Origin of the sequence: Microbacterium terricola, assembly GCF_027943945.1 — a bacterium.
Taxonomy (GTDB): Bacteria; Actinomycetota; Actinomycetes; order Actinomycetales; family Microbacteriaceae; genus Microbacterium; species Microbacterium terricola.
In genome coordinates this window covers 2853802-2869641 of record NZ_AP027141.1, presented here as the reverse complement: position 1 = coordinate 2869641, position 15840 = coordinate 2853802, and the positions used below count along the sequence as shown (strand labels likewise).

The 15840-nt window shown below is 70.4% G+C and carries 14 protein-coding genes; 4 read left to right on the top strand and 10 right to left on the bottom strand.

All coding sequences use genetic code 11. From position 1 onward, the window contains the following. Positions 1-4: 4 nt before the first annotated feature. From Microterr_RS13655 to Microterr_RS13620, 8 genes are all read right to left on the bottom strand, one after another. Positions 5-1429: a rhamnulokinase gene (locus tag Microterr_RS13655; protein ID WP_263797357.1), complete on the bottom strand. Its 1425-nt coding sequence runs from the start codon at positions 1427-1429 to the stop codon at positions 5-7. Further along, positions 1426-3483: a bifunctional aldolase/short-chain dehydrogenase gene (locus Microterr_RS13650; protein ID WP_263798748.1), complete on the bottom strand. Its 2058-nt coding sequence runs from the start codon at positions 3481-3483 to the stop codon at positions 1426-1428. The genes Microterr_RS13655 and Microterr_RS13650 overlap by 4 nt, the downstream gene beginning before the upstream one ends. A gap of 5 nt (positions 3484-3488) precedes the next feature. After that, positions 3489-4655, bottom strand: coding sequence for an L-rhamnose isomerase (rhaI, locus tag Microterr_RS13645; RefSeq protein WP_263797358.1), 1167 nt, complete (start codon positions 4653-4655; stop codon positions 3489-3491). Next, positions 4652-5035 carry an L-rhamnose mutarotase gene (locus Microterr_RS13640; protein ID WP_263797360.1) on the bottom strand — a complete coding sequence of 128 codons (384 nt, stop codon included), beginning with the start codon at positions 5033-5035 and terminating at the stop codon, positions 4652-4654. The genes rhaI and Microterr_RS13640 overlap by 4 nt, the downstream gene beginning before the upstream one ends. Before the next feature lie 61 nt (positions 5036-5096). Then, on the bottom strand, positions 5097-6140 hold the full coding sequence (gene rhaS, locus Microterr_RS13635; RefSeq protein ID WP_263797361.1) for a rhamnose ABC transporter substrate-binding protein: 1044 nt from the start codon (positions 6138-6140) through the stop codon (positions 5097-5099). 62 nt (positions 6141-6202) lie between these two features. After that, positions 6203-7255, bottom strand: a complete 1053-nt coding sequence (locus Microterr_RS13630; RefSeq protein WP_263797363.1) for an ABC transporter permease — start codon at positions 7253-7255, stop codon at positions 6203-6205. Further along, positions 7252-8283, bottom strand: coding sequence for an ABC transporter permease (locus tag Microterr_RS13625; protein ID WP_263797365.1), 1032 nt, complete (start codon positions 8281-8283; stop codon positions 7252-7254). The genes Microterr_RS13630 and Microterr_RS13625 overlap by 4 nt, the downstream gene beginning before the upstream one ends. Next, positions 8280-9785, bottom strand: a complete 1506-nt coding sequence (locus Microterr_RS13620) for a sugar ABC transporter ATP-binding protein (protein WP_263797366.1) — start codon at positions 9783-9785, stop codon at positions 8280-8282. Before Microterr_RS13620 ends, Microterr_RS13625 begins: the two co-directional genes overlap by 4 nt. 160 nt (positions 9786-9945) lie before the next feature. Here Microterr_RS13620 and Microterr_RS13615 point away from each other — a divergent pair, with 160 nt between their 5' ends. Continuing rightward, the gene (locus tag Microterr_RS13615) at positions 9946-10950 is read left to right on the top strand and encodes a LacI family DNA-binding transcriptional regulator (protein ID WP_263797367.1); all 1005 of its coding nucleotides are present in this window, start codon (positions 9946-9948) and stop codon (positions 10948-10950) included. Between the two features lie 132 nt (positions 10951-11082). Here Microterr_RS13615 and Microterr_RS13610 read toward each other — a convergent pair whose 3' ends face one another. Further along, the gene (locus Microterr_RS13610; protein ID WP_263797368.1) at positions 11083-12417 is read right to left on the bottom strand and encodes an MFS transporter; all 1335 of its coding nucleotides are present in this window, start codon (positions 12415-12417) and stop codon (positions 11083-11085) included. Then, positions 12414-12860: a MarR family winged helix-turn-helix transcriptional regulator gene (locus Microterr_RS13605; protein WP_263797369.1), complete on the bottom strand. Its 447-nt coding sequence runs from the start codon at positions 12858-12860 to the stop codon at positions 12414-12416. The genes Microterr_RS13610 and Microterr_RS13605 overlap by 4 nt, the downstream gene beginning before the upstream one ends. Positions 12861-12957: 97 nt before the next feature. On the opposite strand from Microterr_RS13605, the gene Microterr_RS13600 reads away from it, so the two are divergent. From Microterr_RS13600 to Microterr_RS13590, 3 genes are read left to right on the top strand one after another with little or no spacing between them, the layout of a single operon-like run. Continuing rightward, positions 12958-13827 carry a lysophospholipase gene (locus Microterr_RS13600; protein ID WP_263797370.1) on the top strand — a complete coding sequence of 290 codons (870 nt, stop codon included), beginning with the start codon at positions 12958-12960 and terminating at the stop codon, positions 13825-13827. A gap of 34 nt (positions 13828-13861) precedes the next feature. Then, complete coding sequence (lplAB, locus tag Microterr_RS13595; protein WP_263797371.1) at positions 13862-14911, top strand: lipoate-protein ligase LplAB; 1050 nt, start codon at positions 13862-13864, stop codon at positions 14909-14911. After that, positions 14890-15816: a DNA-methyltransferase gene (locus Microterr_RS13590; RefSeq protein WP_425560937.1), complete on the top strand. Its 927-nt coding sequence runs from the start codon at positions 14890-14892 to the stop codon at positions 15814-15816. Before lplAB ends, Microterr_RS13590 begins: the two co-directional genes overlap by 22 nt. Positions 15817-15840 lie beyond the last annotated feature (24 nt).

The following is a 15840-nucleotide window of genomic DNA, read 5'->3' as shown; positions in this document are numbered from 1 at the left end:
CACCCTAGCTGCGCGGCTCGTGACGGCGCGGGCGGTGGGTGCGGGCGACGAGGTCGCGCAGCGACTCCAGCGAGCCGGACACGAGACCGGCCGCGCGCGCCTGCACGAGCACGTTGCCGAGCGCGGTCGCCTCGACCGGACCCGCCAGCACGGGGAGCCCCGCCCGGTCGGCGGTGCGCTGGCAGAGCAGCTCGTTGAGCGCGCCGCCGCCGACGATGTGGATGGCTCGCACGTCGACGCCGCCGATGCGGCCGGCTTCGCGTGCCGCATCGGCGAATGCCTGCGCGAGCGACTCGACGATCGAGCGGGCGTAGGCGGCGCGGGTGCGCGGGGCGGCCAGGCCGTGCTCGGCGCACCACGCGTCGATGCGGCCGGGCATGTCGCCGGGGGCCAGGAACCGGGGGTCGTTCACGTCGAAGACGGGCACCGTCGCGGCATCCACCTCTTCGGCGGAATCGAGCAGCGTGGGCAGGTCGATGCGGTGGCCCTCGGTGCGCTCCCACCAGCGCACCGCCTCGCTCAGCACCCACAGCCCCATCACGTTGTGCAGCAGGCGCACGCGCCCGTCCACACCGCCCTCGTTCGTGAAGTTCGCGCGCAGCGCATCGGGGGTGAGCACGAGGCGCTCCACCTCGACGCCCACGAGCCCCCACGTGCCGCAGGAGATGTAGGCGGCAGCATCCGGCTGCATGGGGACGGCGACGACCGCCGAGGCGGTGTCGTGCGAGCCGACGGCGGTGACCGGCACGCCGGCGGGAGCGCCGAGAGCGGCGGCGACGTCGGGCAGCAGCGTGCCGACGGTGTCGCCGGGGGCGATGAGCGGGGGCAGGATGCTGCGGGGCAGGCCGAGTCCGGCGATCAGCTCATCGTCCCACTCGCCGCCCAGGACCCGGAGCAGACCGGTGGTGGAGGCGTTCGTCTGCTCGGCGCGCGCCTGGCCGGTGAGCCAGTAGCCGACCAGGTCGGGAATGAGGAGGGCGGTGTCGGCGAACTGCAGCAGCTCGTGCGGTTCGGCGGCCAGCTGGTAGAGGGTGTTGAACGGCAGGAACTGCAGGCCGTTGCGCTCGAATAGCTCGGCGTGCGGCATGCGCGCGTGCACCGCCTCGACGCCGCGGGCGGTGCGCTCGTCGCGGTAGTGGAACGGGTTGCCGAGCAGTCGCCCGTCGCGCAGCATCCCGTAGTCCACCGCCCACGAGTCCACGCCGATGCTCGCGATCTGCGGTTCGCTGCGGAACGCCTCGCGGAGCCCCTTGACCGCCGCGCCGTAGAGCGACAGGACATCCCAGTGCAGTCCATCGCCGGCGGTGACCGGGTCGTTCGCGAACCGCGCGACCTGCGTGGTCTCGAGGGTGTCCGGGCCGACGTGGCCGACGATGACCCGCCCGCTCGTCGCCCCGAGGTCGACCGCCGCGACGCTCCCTCCGGTCATCGCAGGAATGCCGCCGCGACGCCGGAGTCGACCGGGATGTGCAGGCCGGTGGTGCGCGAGAGCTCAGGGCCGGTCAGCACGTAGACCGCGTCGGCGACGTTCTCGGGCACGACCTCGCGCTTGAGGATCGTGCGGTTCGCGTAGAACTGGCCGAGGTCTTCCTCGTCGACGCCGTAGGTGGCGGCGCGGTTTGCGCCCCAGCCGGACGCGAAGATGCCGGAGCCGCGCACGACGCCGTCGGGGTTGATGCCGTTCACGCGCACGCCGTGCTCGCCGAGCTCGACCGCGAGGAGGCGCACCTGGTGCGCCTGGTCGGCCTTGGTCGCCGAGTAGGCGATGTTGTTCGGGCCCGCGAACACCGAGTTCTTCGACGAGATGTAGATGACGTCGCCGCCCATCTTCTGCGCGATGAGGGCGGATGCCGCGGCCTTCGACACCAGGAACGAGCCCTTGGCCATGACGTCGTGCTGCAGATCCCAGTCCTTCTCGGTGGTCTCCAGCAGCGGCTTCGACAGCGACAGTCCGGCGTTGTTGACGACGAGGTCGATGCCGCCGAAGGCGAGCACGGTGGCGTCGATCGCGGCCTGCACGCCCGCGGCGTCCGCGACGTTCGCGGCCACGCCGATCGCGACGTCGGTCGAGCCGAGCTCCGCGGCGACCGCCTGCGCCTTCTCGAGGTCGAGGTCGGCGACGACGACGCACGCGCCCTCCGCCGCCAGCCGCACCGCGATGGCCTTGCCGATGCCGGAGGCTGCGCCGGTCACGAACGCGATGCGCCCCTGGTGGGTCTTCGGCTTCGGCATCCGCTGCAGCTTGGCCTCCTCCAGCGCCCAGTACTCGATGCGGAACTTCTCCGCGTCCGAGATGGGGGAGTAGGTCGACAGCGACTCGGCGCCGCGCATCACGTTGATCGCGTTGACGTAGAACTCGCCGGCGACCCGGGCGGTCTGCTTGTTCGCGCCGAAGCTGAACATGCCGACGCCCGGCACCAGCACGATGAGCGGGTCGGCGCCGCGGATCGCGGGCGAATCCGCCGTCGCGTGCGCGTCGTAGTACGCCTGGTAGTCGGCCCGGTACTCCTGGTGCAGCTCCGCCAGACGGGCGAGCTGCTCGTCGAGCGTCGCCGTCGCGGGCAGGTCGAGCAGCATCGGCTTGACCTTCGTGCGCAGGAAGTGGTCGGGGCAGCTGGTGCCGAGGGCGGCCAGTTCGGGCGCGCGCTCGGCGGCGAGGAAGTCGAGCACGACGTCCGCGTCGGTGAAATGCCCGACCATCGGCTTGTCGTGCGAGGCGATGCCGCGGATCGTCGGCGCGAGCGCTGCGGCGCGGGCGCGACGGTCCGCCTCCGGGAGCGCGTCGAAACCGGGACGCACGCCGCCGAACGGGTCGGGGCGGCCGTGCTCGGCGATGTACGCCTCCGCCGTGCGGATGATCCACAGCGAGTGGGCCTCCGCCTCGTCCGACGTGTCCCCCCAGGCGGTGATGCCGTGCCCGCCGAGGATGCAGCCGATCGCGTCGGGGTGCTGCGCCTTGATGGCCGCGATGTCGAGCCCGAGCTGGAAGCCGGGGCGCCGCCACGGCACCCACACGACCTTGTCGCCGAAGATGGTCGCCGTGAGCTGCTCGCCGTCGGCGGCGGTCGCGATCGCGATCCCGGAATCCGGATGCAGGTGGTCGACGTGCGCCGCATCCACGAGTCCGTGCATCGCGGTGTCGATCGACGGCGCCGCGCCGCCCTTGCCGTGCAGGCAGTAGTCGAACGCGGCGACCATCTCGTCCTCGCGCTCGACGCCCGGGTAGACGTTCACGAGCGCGCGCACGCGGTCCAGACGCAGCACCGCGAGCCCCTCGGGCTTCAGCGTGCCGAGGTCGCCGCCCGAGCCCTTCACCCACAGCAGCTCGACCGGCTGCCCGGTCACAGGGTCGGTCTCGGTGCCCTTGGCGGAGGTGTTGCCGCCGGCGTAGTTCGTGTTCTTCGGGTCGGAGCCCAGACGGTTGCTGCGCGCGACGAGCCCTTGGACAGGCTCAGGAACCGGAACGGTGGTGTCGTTCGTCATCGCGGTCACGCGCCCCATCCGGCCTGCACGCCGCCGACGCGATCGGCCTCGATCTTCTCCTGATAGCCGGATGCTGCGAACCCCGCCATCGGGTCGGCCGGCAGTCCGCGCGACTCGCGCCATTCGGCCAGGGCCGGACGCACGTCGGTGTAGAACGCGTCCATGAGCACGGCGTTCGCGGCGAGCACGTCGCCGGAGACCTGGGCGGCGCGCAGCGCCTCGGCGTCGACGAGCAGCGCGCGAGCGGTCATCTCCTGCACGTTCAGTACCGAGCGGATCTGGCCGGGGATCTTCTTCTCGACGTTGTGGCACTGGTCGAGCATGAAGGCGACATCGGGGTTGTTGAGCCCGCCGCCGCGGATGACCTCGTAGACGATCCGGAACAGCTGGAACGGGTCGGCGGCCCCGACGATCAGGTCGTCGTCGGCATAGAACCGCGAGTTGAAGTCGAACGAGCCGAGCTTCCCGAGCCGCAGCAGCTGCATCACGATGAACTCGATGTTCGTGCCGGGCGCGTGGTGGCCGGTGTCCAGGCACACCATCGCGCGGTCGCCCAGTGCGGCCACCTGCGCGTAGCTGGTGCCCCAGTCCGGGACGTCGGTGTGGTAGAACGCCGGCTCGAAGAACTTGTACTCGAGCACGAGCCGCTGCTCGCCCGACAGGCGGGCGTAGATCTCCTGCAGCGACTCGTGCAGGCGATCCTGCCGGCCGCGGAGATCGGCCTGACCGGGGTAGTTCGACCCCTCCGCGAGCCAGATCTTCAGATCGCGGGAGCCCGTGGCGTCCATGATGTCGATGCACTCGAGGTGGTGGTCGATGGCCTTTCGGCGCACGCCCGCGTCCTCGTGGGTGAGGGCGCCGAACTTGTAGTCGTCGTCCTGGAAGGTGTTGGAGTTGATCGTGCCGAGCGCGACGCCGAGGTCCTCGGCGTGCCTGCGCAGCACGGCGTAGTCGTCGACCTTGTCCCACGGGATGTGCAGCGCCACGCTCGGGGCGAGGGCGGTCACCCGGTTCACCTCGGCGGCGTCCGCGATCTTCTCGAACGGGTCGCGCGGGGTGCCCGGGGTCGTGAACACCTTGAAGCGGGTGCCCGAGTTGCCGAACGCCCACGAGGGGAGTTCGATGCCCTGCTGCTCCAGGGTGGAGAGGATGTCGGGAGTCAGAGTGCTCACGATGCGTCGCTTTCGGTGAGGGTGTCGGTACGTGGGGTCTGCGCGCTCGCCGCGGCGAGCTGGTCTTCGAGGTGGAACACCTCGGTCAAGGGGGTGGCCGCCTGGTCGGGGCGTCCGTCGAGGCCGACGAAGAATCGGCCCATCTCCGCTTCCCAGCGGGCGGCGACGGGGGAGGCGGCGAGATATGCCTGCGCTGCCGCGTCGTCGTCGGTCTCGTAGTAGCCGAACAGGCGGCCGCCGTCGCCGAGGAACAGGGAGTAGTTGCGTCGCCCGGCTGCCGCGATCTCTGCGAGCATCTCGGGCCAGACGGGGGTGTGACGGGCGATGTACTCGTCGAGCAGCTCGGGTGCGACCTGGAGCTGGAAGGACACGCGCGTCATGGTTTCCTCTTTCGGGGGGTGCCCGGCCGGCCGTTGCCGACCGGCCGGGCGTGGCGGCTTCTTAGAAGTCGAAGTCGCCGATGTTGTCTGCGTCGAAGACGTAGGGGTCGCCGAGCAGGACGGTGCCGTCGGCGCCGACCTCGTAGTCGCCGAGCTTGCCGGCCGAGAACGAGTCGCCCTCTGCGCCGGTGATCTCACCGGTGATGAGCGCCTGCGCGGCCCACGCGGCGAGGTAGCCGAGGTCTTCCGGGTTCCACAGCGCGAACGCGGTGACGGTGCCGTCCTCGACGAACTCGCGCATCTGGTTCGGGGTGCCGAGGCCGGTCAGCGCGACCTTGCCCTTGTAGTCCGAGGTGGACAGGTAGCGGGCGGCGGCCGAGATGCCGACCGTGGTGGGCGAGATGATGCCCTTCAGGTTCGGGTGGGACTGCAGCAGCGCCGCCGTCTTGTCGAACGAGGTCTGGTCGTCGTCGTCGCCGTACACCGTCTCCACCAGGGTGATGTTCGGGTGGTCGGCGGCGAGGATCTCGGTCATCGTCTCGATCCACGCGTTCTGGTTGGTCGCGTTGGCCGAGGCCGACAGGATCGCGATCTCGCCCTCGTCGCCGATCTGCTCGGCGATCAGGTCGACCTGGATCTTCGCGATGCCGTCCGCGGTGGCCTGGTTGATGAACAGGTCACGGCAGTCCGGGTTCGTGTCCGAGTCGAACGTGACGACCTTCACGTCGGCGTCGCGCGCCTCGTTCAGGGCGTCGCAGATCGCCTGCGGGTCGTTCGCGGAGACCACCAGCGCACCGACACCCTGCTGGGTCGCGGTGTTGATGTAGGAGACCTGCGCGTCGGGGGTGGCCTCTGCGGGGCCGACCTCGGCGAACGTGCCGCCGAACTCCTCGACCGCCGCCTTGCCGCCCTTGCTGGACGTGTCGAAGTACGGGTTGCCGAGGTTCTTCGGCAGGAACGTGACCGCCAGGTTGCCGGTGTCGCCGGAGCCCGGCTCCTCCGACGGCGAGCCGGAGGTGCCGGTGTCGGCACAGCCGGACAGGGCCAGCGCAGCCGCCACGGCCACCGCCGCCACCCCGGCCACACGCTTGCGTGCAAACGTCATTGTTCTTTTCCTTTCGTGGGGTCCGCCGTGACTGCTGTCGTCGGCGGGGAGTTGCGACCTCGTCATGGTGCTGTGGAGGTCGCGACGCGTGGGGGGCGCCCCGGGCGGCGTCTGGCCTTCTGCAGCCACGTCAGGACGCTGGCTGCGACGACCGAGAGCACCAGGAGCACGCCGGTGATGATGTTGATGACGTCGGAGGTGACGTTGGCCAGGCGCAGAGCGCTGGCGAGGACGCCGATGAGGAGCGCGGCGGCGACGACCCCGTAGAGCTGGCCTCGGCCGCCGAAGACCGACACCCCGCCGAGCACGACCGCTGCGATCACCTGCAGCTCGAGCCCGGTGGCGTTGTCGCCGCGGGCGCTGCCGAAGCGCAGCGTGTAGTAGATGCCGGCGAACGCCGAGACCACTCCGGCGAGCACGAACAGCACCATCTTCGTGCGCTCGACGTCGACGCCGGAGAAGCGCGCAGCATCCTTCGACAGGCCGATGGCGTAGATCCCGCGCCCGAACGGGGTGAAGTGCAGCATGATCACGAAGATCGCCAGCAGGATGAGGAACGGCACCATGATGTACGGGATCGTCGTGCCGGCGATCTTCGCCTTGGCCAATGCCGTCCAGGTCTCCGGGAAGTTCGTCACCGCTGTGGTGCCGAGGAGGCCGACCGCGAGCCCGCGGAACAGCGCCAGGGTTCCGATCGTGACGGCGAGCGAGGGCAGGCCGACGACGGTCACGAGGAAGCCGTTGAAGGCGCCCCCGACCACGCCGACGAGCAGCGCCAGCAGTGCGGCGACCTCGAAGGGGAGCCCGGCCTGGATGCCGACGCCGGTGACGACGCTGGACAGGCCGACCATGCTGCCGACCGACAGGTCGATCTCGCCGGTGATCATGATGAGGGTCATCGGCAGCGCGATGAGGAGGATCGGCGCGATGTCCAGCAGCAGGTAGTTCAGCGTGATGGGCTGACCGAAGCCGCGCACCGTGGCGGAGGCGACGACGACGACCAGGATCAGCAGGCCGACGATGGCGGCCTCGCGCGTCAGCAGCAGCCGGCGCCACAGGGGCTTGTCGTAGTCGCGGATCACGCGGGTGGTCTCGGTGGTGGCGGTGGTGGTCATGATTGGTCCCTCGCCTCGATGAGCCGCCGTCTCTGTCTGACCGCGAGCACGCGGTCGAGCACGATGGCGCCGATGATGAGCACGCCGACGACGGCGCGCTGCCAGAAGTCGGGGATGCCGAGGATGGGCAGCGCCCGGTTGATGGTCATCAGCAGGACCGCGCCGATCGCCGCGCCCCAGACCGAGCCGACACCGCCGGTGATCGCGACGCCGCCGATGACGGCGGCGCCGACAGCATCCAGCTCCCATCCGGCTCCGGCCTGCGAGCTGACCGAGCCGTAGCGGGCGGCGTAGAACACACCGGCCAGGCCCGCGAGCGCCCCGGAGAGGATGAAGGCGGTGAGCACCCGGCGGGTGACGCGCAGGCCGTACAGCTCGGCGGCTGCCGGGTCGGAGCCGATCGCGTAGTACTCGCGGCCGCCGCGGGTGTTGCGCATGTACCAGGCGGCCACGGCCAGCACGACGACGGCGACGATGGAGAGGATCGGGATCCACAGGATCGAGCCGGTGCCGAGGGCCAGGAACTCCGGCGGCATGTCCGAGGCGTTCACGCGGTTGCTGCCCGCCCACATGACGTTGATGCCGCGGTAGGCGTACAGCGTGCCGAGGGTGATCACCATGGCAGGCACCCGCGCGAAGGCGACGAGCGCACCGTTGATCGCGCCGAGCAGGGCGCCGAAGACGACGGCGATGAGGACGACGACGGGGATCGGCAGGGCCGGCACGTTGATGAACAGGCTGCCGGTCAGGTAGGCGGACAGGCCCATCACCGATCCGACCGAGAGGTCGACGTTGCGGGTGATGATGACGATCGCCTGGCCGACTGCGACGAGCACGAGGATCGACGGGGTCAGCAGGAGGTCGCGCCAGCCGTCGGCGCTGAACAGGAACGCCGGGTTCTTCACGGTGGCGGCGATCACGACGAGGGCGAGCGCGATCAGGATGCCGAACTCGCGCGCCTTGCCGAGCGCGCCGATGTGCTTGGTGAGCCCGGAGACGGGGATGCGGGTCGTGGGTGCGCTGGTCACTTCAGCTGCTCCGATGCGTGGGTGGCGGCGAACATGACGTTCTCGGAGGTGGCCTCCGAGCGGGCGATCTCGGCCGTGATGCGGCCTTCGCGCATGACGAGGACGCGGTCGGCCATGCCGAGCACCTCGGGCAGCTCGGACGAGATCATCAGGATCCCCATGCCTTCGCCGGCGAGCTGCGAGATGAGCCGGTGCACCTCGGACTTCGTGCCGACGTCGATGCCGCGGGTGGGCTCGTCGATGATCAGCACCTTGGGCTGCGTGGCGAGCCACTTGGCCAGGACGACCTTCTGCTGGTTGCCGCCGGACAGCGTCGCCGCCACGGTGTCGAGCGCATGCGTCTTCACCTCGAGGCGGCTGGCCCACTCCTTCGCGGCGCGGTTCTCCATGCCGGTGGTGAGCAGGCCGAACTTCGCGAGCTGCTTGCGGATGGCCAGCGTGATGTTGTGGCCGACGCCGGACTCGACCACGAGCCCCTGCTTGCGGCGGTCTTCCGGGACGAGCGCGATGCCGGCGCGCATGGCGTCGACGGGGCGGCTGCGCCCGATCGTCTTGCCGCTCACGCGGACGGTCCCGTCGCGGTACCCGTCGACGCCGAAGACGGCGCGGGCGACCTCGCTGCGACCGGCGCCGACGAGGCCCGCGAGCCCCACGATCTCGCCGGCGCGCACCGTGAAGGAGATGTCGTGGAAGACGCCGGGGCTGGTCAGCCCCTCGACCTCGAGCAGAGGCTCGCCGACTGTGGTCTCCTGCTTGGGGTACAGCTCGGTGACCTCACGGCCGACCATCTGGCGCACGATCTGGTCGACGGAGGTCTCGGAGATCGGGCTGGTGGCGATGTAGGCGCCGTCGCGCATGACGGTGATGGTGTCGCAGAGTGCGAACACCTCGTCGAACCGGTGCGAGATGAAGATGAGGGCGCGGCCCTCGTCGCGCAGGCTCCGCGCGATCGTGAACAGCCGCTCGACCTCGACGCCGGAGAGCGCGGCGGTCGGCTCGTCCATGATGAGCAGCGTGGCGTCGAGCGACACGGCCTTGGCGATCTCGATGACCTGCTGGTCGGCGATGGAGAGTCCCTCGGCCGGACGGTCCGGGTCGATCGCGACGCCCAGCCGCGTGAAGAGCCGCTCGACCTCGTGGCGCATCGACTTGCGGTCGATCCGGCCGAGCCGGCCGGTGGGCTGGCGTCCCATGAAGATGTTCTCGGTGACGGAGAGGTCGGGGAAGAGCGTGGGCTCCTGGTAGATCACCGCGATCCCCGCGGCCTTCGACTGGGCGGTCGAGGTGAAGTCGACGTCCTCGCCCTTCAGTCGGAAGATGCCGCCGTCGCGCTGGTACAGCCCCGCGACGATCTTCACGAGCGTCGACTTGCCCGCACCGTTCTCGCCGACGAGCGCGTGGATCGAACCCGCGTCGACCGAGATGGTGCCTGACCGCAGGGCGATCACCGCGCCGAAGGCCTTCTGAACGTCCGCGAGTTCGAGCACTGGCGTCGCGCGCATCGAGGACATCACCCACTCTCTCCATTGAGGGATGAATCGTTTCATGCCCTGCGAATGCGAGATTAGGGCACGCGCCGAATGGCTGTCAAGCGAGCGGGGAGATCGTGAGTGAGTCGTTTCATTCGGGTGTTGGATAGAGTGCACCAACGAAGGAGGGCCGATGACGGTCAGCGTGCGGGACGTCGCCGACGACGCCGGTGTGTCGGTCGGCACGGTGTCGAATGTGCTCAACCGGCCCGAGAAGGTCGGCGCCGAGACGGTGGCCCGGGTGCAGGCGTCGATCGAGCGACTCGGGTTCGTGCGCAACGACGCGGCCCGCCAGCTACGTGCGGGGCGCAGCCGCACGATCGGGCTGGTCGTCCTCGACCTGCGCAACCCGTTCTTCACGGAGGTCGCGCGCGGTGCCGAGGAGCGTGCGGGCGAGCACGGGCTCTCCGTCCTGGTGGCCAACAGCGACGAGCGGCAGGACAGGGAGGCGACGCACCTCGATCTGTTCGAGCAGCAGCGCGTCTTCGGGGTGCTGGTGACCCCGGTCGCCGAGAACCTGCCCCGCCTCAGCCGGATGCGCGACCGCGGCATCCCGACGGTCCTGGTCGACCGCGAGTCGCACGATCCGACGTTCGCGTCGGTCGCGGTGGACGACGTCGAGGGCGGCCGCATCGCCGCACGTCATCTGCTCGACATCGGACGCCGGCGCATCGCGTTCGTGGGCGGGCCCGTCTCGATCCGCCAGGTCTCCGACCGCCTCGCCGGCGCGCAGGGCGCCGTGGCCGACGCCGGTGCGTCCATCGAGTTCATCGGCACCGACGCGCTGACGGTGGAGGAGGGTCGGCGGGCCGGCGCCCGCATCCTGCAGCGTGACGCATCCGCCCGTCCTGATGCGGTGTTCGCCGCGAACGACCTGCTCGCCCTCGGCATCCTGCAGAGTCTCGTGATGACCGGCGACGTGCGCGTGCCCGACGACATCGCCCTGATCGGCTACGACGACATCGACTTCTCCGCGGCCGCGGTCATCCCGCTCAGCTCGGTGCGTCAGCCGGCCACGCTGATCGGCTCGACCGCGGTCGACCTCCTGCTCGAGCTGCAGCAGGGCGAGGCGCGGCCGCGCGAGCACATCGTGTTCCAGCCGGAGCTGGTCGTGCGAGCCTCGACCGCCGGCAGCTGAGAGTCGCCCGCGCACCGAGATCACGTGATCTCGATGAGCGCACATGTTCTGGTGCCCCATAGCGGGTGGGCTCGCCGAGATCACGTGATCTCGCGCACACGCGAGGCTCGGAAGAGCGGCGGATGCTGCGCGTCAGCGCGTGGGCCGCGGCAGCGCGATCGGGGTGGTGCCGGCGACCTCGTCGCTGAACTGCTCAGGCTCCGGGCGGATGACGGTCACCGGGACGGTCTCGTCGATCGTCAGGGTGAACCGCTTCGTCTCGTGCCGGTGCACGCGGCCGGATGCCAGCATCCAGGTCGCCCCGATGGCGAAGGCGACGAACGCGGCCGCCGCGCCGAGCAGGATGGCCGACCGCGGGCCGAACTCGGATGCCACCCAGCCGACGATGGGAGCACCGAACGGCGTTCCCCCCATCAGGATCGCCATGTACAGGGCCATCACGCGGCCACGCAGCACCGGGTCGGTGGTGGTCTGGACGTAGCCGTTCGCGGTGGTCAGGGTCGTGACGACCGCGAATCCGGTGAACATGAGCGTGATGGCATATGCCCAGTAGGTGGGCATGAACGAGGACACCGCCGCGGCCACCGCGAACAGTGCGGTGCCGCCGACGACGAGTCGGATGCGGGCGCGGTCGCGACGGGCGGCCAGCAGCGCGCCGGCCAGCGAGCCCACGGCGAGGATCGAGCTGAGCAGGCCGTAGCCGTCGGCTTCCTGGCCGAACTCGAGCGCCATGGTCGAGGCGAAGATCGGGAAGTTCATGCCGAAGGCGCCGAGCAGGAACACCATCGCGAACGTCACGAGCAGGTCGGGGCGTCGCCCGACGTAGCGGAACCCGTCGGCCAGGCGCGCCGCCCCGGTCGCCTTCGCGCGGGGGATGAGGTCATCGATGCGGATGAGCCGCAGCGCGACGATCATCGCGAGGAAGGTGACCGCGTTGACGAGGAACACCCAGCCGGTGCCGACGGCGACGATCACGATGCCGGCCACCGCGGGGCCGATCATGCGCGCGCCGTTGAAGGAGGCGGCGTTGAGCGCGACCGCGTTGGAGGCGTTCTCGCGGCTCACCAGATCCGAGACGAAGGCCTGCCGGGCGGGATTGTCGAACGCCGAGACCACACCGAGCGCGAGGGCGAAGCCGTACATGATCGGCAGGGTCATCGCGCCGAGCAGCAGCATGACGCCGATGGCGAGACCGAGCACCAGGAGCAGGCTCTGCGTGAGCATCAGCAGACGGCGGCGCTCGAACCGGTCGGCGACCCAGCCGGTGACTCCCACCAGCAGCAGCGGCGGCGCGAACTGCAGCGCCATCGTGACGCCCATCGCACCGGCGTCGTTGTTCGTGAGCTCGGTGAGCACCACCCAGCTGAGGGCGGTCGCCTGCATCCAGGCGCCGATGTTGGACACCAGGGCGCCGATGAACCAGACCCGGTAGTTGAAGACGGCGAACGAGCGGAACATGGCGCTCATCGTGCGGCCACCTCCCGCATCAGGTCCGCCGCGCGGGCGACCGTCTCGAGGTCGTCGGCGGACAGCGACGAGAGCGCGCCCTCGAGCCACGCGTCGCGGCGGCGCGTCGTCTCGTCGACGACGCCCAGCCCCGCCTCGGTGAGGGCGATGTTGACCTTGCGGCGGTCGTCGGTGTCGGGCGTGCGGCTGAGGTAGCCGAGCTCCTCGAGGCAGTTCACTGTGCGGTTCATCGAGGGGGCGGAGACCCGCTCGCGATCGGCCAGCTCGCCGAGGGTGTGCGGGCCGTGCACCTTGAGTGCGGCGAGCACCGCGTACTGCCCGTCGCTCATCGTGTCGACCGCCTGCTGTGCGCGCAGGCGCCGGGCGAGGCGGAACGTCGCCATCCGCAGATCGGATGCGGCGTGGGCGAGGTCGATGGCAGGGGGCTCTGGAGTCGGCGGCATAGATTAGTTAGCTTAGCTCATTAGCCTTGCTAAGTAAATGCGAGGGAGTACCGGCGCGGATCGGGTGCGGAACCGGTGCGACCTCTAGAGTCGGTGCATGCCCGAGCCCACCGAAGCCCGTTCCTTCACGGACGCGCACGGCGTCGAGATCATCTACGACGTCCACCCCGCCGCGACGACCCCGCGCGCCGTCGTGCAGCTGCTGCACGGCGTCGGCGAGCACGCCGGCCGCTATGCGGCCACCATCGCAGCCCTCACCGCGGAGGGGTACATCGTCTATGCCGACGACCACCGCGGCCACGGTCGCACCGGCATGGGGCAGCACGGCGGCGACGCCGCGAAGCTCGGAACCCTCGGTCCGGGCGGGCTGCGCGCGGCAGTCGCGGCGATCTGGCATCTGACCGGTCTGATCCGCGCCGAGAACCCCGGGCTGCCGCTCGTGCTGCTGGGCCACTCGTGGGGGTCGTTCCTCGCGCAGATCCTGGTGAACCAGCATCCGGAGGCCTACGACGCACTCGTGCTCAGCGGGTCGTCGCTGCGCTGGCCCGGCTCGCTCAACTCCGGCGACCTCAACAAGGCCTGGCGCGGCCCCGACGCACTGGGCACCGAATGGCTGTCGTCCGACCTCGAGGTGGGACGTGCCTTCCTCGACGACCCGCTCACGACCACCCGCACCCTGCCGCAGCTGTTCGGGCCGCTCGACACCCTGCGCATCATCGGCAAGCCGCGCAAGGGTCTCGGACGCGACATCCCGACTCTGCTGATGGTCGGTCGCGACGACCCGGTCGGCGGTCCGCGCAGCGTGCACCGGCTGGCCGACGCCTACCGGCAGCGCTCCGGGTTCACGGATGTGACCACGCTCGTGTACCCAGGCGCGCGCCACGAGATCTTCAACGAGGTCGCCCAGGCGGACGTGCGCGGCGACCTGCTCGCCTGGCTCGACCAGCGCTTCGCCGCCCGGGACTGACGCCGCGCGCCCTGCGCGACTCTAGGCTGGTCGCATGCACGGCGAATACAAGGTCCCCGGCGGCAAGCTGGTCGTCGTCGACCTCGAGGAGCGCGACGGCCGCATCGCGGACTTCCACCTCGCGGGCGACTTCTTCCTCGAGCCGGATGACGCGCTCGCCGACATCGACGCGGCGGTGACGGGGCTCCCGCTCACCGCGGATGTGGCGACGATCGCGGCGGCGGTGCGCGCGGCGCTGCCTGAGGGTGCCCAGCTGCTCGGATTCACGCCCGAATCTGTGGGCACGGCCGTGCGCCGCGCGCTGATCACGGCGCCCGGCTGGCGCGACTTCGAGTGGGAGGTCGTGCTCGACGAGGCGCGCTCGCCGCACATGAACCTGGCGCTCGACGAGGTGCTCACCACCCGCGTCGGCGACGGTCGGCGGCGCCCGACGCTGCGGTTCTGGAAGTGGGACTCCTCGGCGGTGGTGATCGGCTCGTTCCAGTCGTATCGCAACGAGGTCGACCCGGACGGGGCGGAGCGGCACGGCTTCGAGGTCGTGCGGCGCATCTCCGGCGGCGGCGCGATGCTGATCTCCTCGGAGTGGATCATCACGTACTCGCTGTACGTGCCGGCATCCCTCGTCGCGGGGATGACCTTCGCCGACTCGTATGCGTTCCTCGACGACTGGGTGCTGCAGGGGCTGCGCGCGCTCGGGATCGACGCGACGTACAAGCCGCTCAACGACATCGCGAGCCCCGACGGCAAGATCGGCGGAGCCGCCCAGAAGCGCCTCGCCAACGGGGGAGTGCTGCACCACGCCAGCCTCAGCTACGACATGGACGGCGAGGTGCTCACCGACGTGCTGCGCATCGGCCGCGAGAAGCTCAGCGACAAGGGCACGACCTCGGCCGCGAAGCGCGTCGATCCGCTGCGGAGCCAGACCGGGATGCCCCGCGAGGAGATCATCGCCGCGCTGACCTCGACCTTCACCACGCTGTACGGCGCGACCGAGGGGCGCGTCACCGACGACGAGGTGGCCGAGGCGGAGGCGCTCGTGGCGTCGAAGTTCGCGACCGACGCGTGGCTGCACCGCGTCCCGTGACCGGCCAGGCACCGGAGCCGGCCGCGGACGCTGAGCCTCCGCTCGCCGATCCCGCCGCAGGGTCGGTGGAGATCCACCAGGGCGACAACCTCGACGTGGTCCGCGGCTTCGCCGACGGCTCGGTCACCCTCATCTACCTCGATCCGCCGTTCAACACCGGGCGCTCGCGCGGGCGCGCGGTCGAGACCGCGGTGCCGCGTGATGCGCCCTCGGCGGGTGGGCAGGTCAAGGCCGGGTATCGGGGCCGCGACTACGAGCGACTGGTCGGCGACCTGCGCCGCTACGACGACCGGTTCGACGACTACTGGGGCTTCCTCGAGCCGCGACTGGTCGAGGCGTGGCGGCTCCTGGCCGACGACGGCACGCTGTACCTGCATCTCGACTATCGCGAAGCGCACTACGCGAAGGTGCTGCTCGACGCGCTGTTCGGCCGTGAGCACTTCCTCAACGAGCTGATCTGGGCCTACGACTACGGGGCGAAGAGCAGGAGCCGCTGGCCCACGAAGCACGACACGATCCTGGTCTACGTCAAGGACCCGGATCGGTACTGGTTCGACAGCACCGCCGTCGACCGCGAGCCCTACATGGCCCCGGGTCTCGTCACGCCGGAGAAGGCTGCCCGCGGCAAGCTCCCCACCGACGTCTGGTGGCACACGATCGTCCCGACCACGGGGCGCGAGAAGACCGGGTACCCCACCCAGAAGCCCGAGGGGATCCTGCGCCGCATCGTGCAGGCCTCGAGTCGTCCCGGGGATCGCGTGCTCGACTTCTTCGCCGGCAGCGGCACGACCGGGGCCGTCGCCTCGGCGCTGGGGCGTCACGCCATCCTGGTCGACGACAACCCCGAGGCGATCGCGGTGATGACCGCGCGCATGCCCCACGCCCGGCTCGTCGTCTCGCCCTGACCCCGCACCGTTTACGGACGCGAC

Excerpts from the sequence above, each read along its gene's own strand:
- Microterr_RS13655 (WP_263797357.1), bottom strand. The coding sequence starts at position 1,429 with ATGACCGGAGGGAGCGTCGCGGCGGTCGACCTCGGGGCGACGAGCGGG.
- Microterr_RS13640 (WP_263797360.1), bottom strand. The coding sequence starts at position 5,035 with ATGACGCGCGTGTCCTTCCAGCTCCAGGTCGCACCCGAGCTGCTCGAC.
- rhaS (WP_263797361.1), bottom strand. The coding sequence starts at position 6,140 with ATGACGTTTGCACGCAAGCGTGTGGCCGGGGTGGCGGCGGTGGCCGTG.
- Microterr_RS13630 (WP_263797363.1), bottom strand. The coding sequence starts at position 7,255 with ATGACCACCACCGCCACCACCGAGACCACCCGCGTGATCCGCGACTAC.
- Microterr_RS13620 (WP_263797366.1), bottom strand. The coding sequence starts at position 9,785 with ATGCGCGCGACGCCAGTGCTCGAACTCGCGGACGTTCAGAAGGCCTTC.
- Microterr_RS13610 (WP_263797368.1), bottom strand. The coding sequence starts at position 12,417 with ATGAGCGCCATGTTCCGCTCGTTCGCCGTCTTCAACTACCGGGTCTGG.
- Microterr_RS13600 (WP_263797370.1), top strand. The coding sequence starts at position 12,958 with ATGCCCGAGCCCACCGAAGCCCGTTCCTTCACGGACGCGCACGGCGTC.
- Microterr_RS13650 (WP_263798748.1), bottom strand. The coding sequence starts at position 3,483 with ATGACGAACGACACCACCGTTCCGGTTCCTGAGCCTGTCCAAGGGCTC.
- lplAB (WP_263797371.1), top strand. The coding sequence starts at position 13,862 with ATGCACGGCGAATACAAGGTCCCCGGCGGCAAGCTGGTCGTCGTCGAC.
- Microterr_RS13605 (WP_263797369.1), bottom strand. The coding sequence starts at position 12,860 with ATGCCGCCGACTCCAGAGCCCCCTGCCATCGACCTCGCCCACGCCGCA.
- Microterr_RS13615 (WP_263797367.1), top strand. The coding sequence starts at position 9,946 with ATGACGGTCAGCGTGCGGGACGTCGCCGACGACGCCGGTGTGTCGGTC.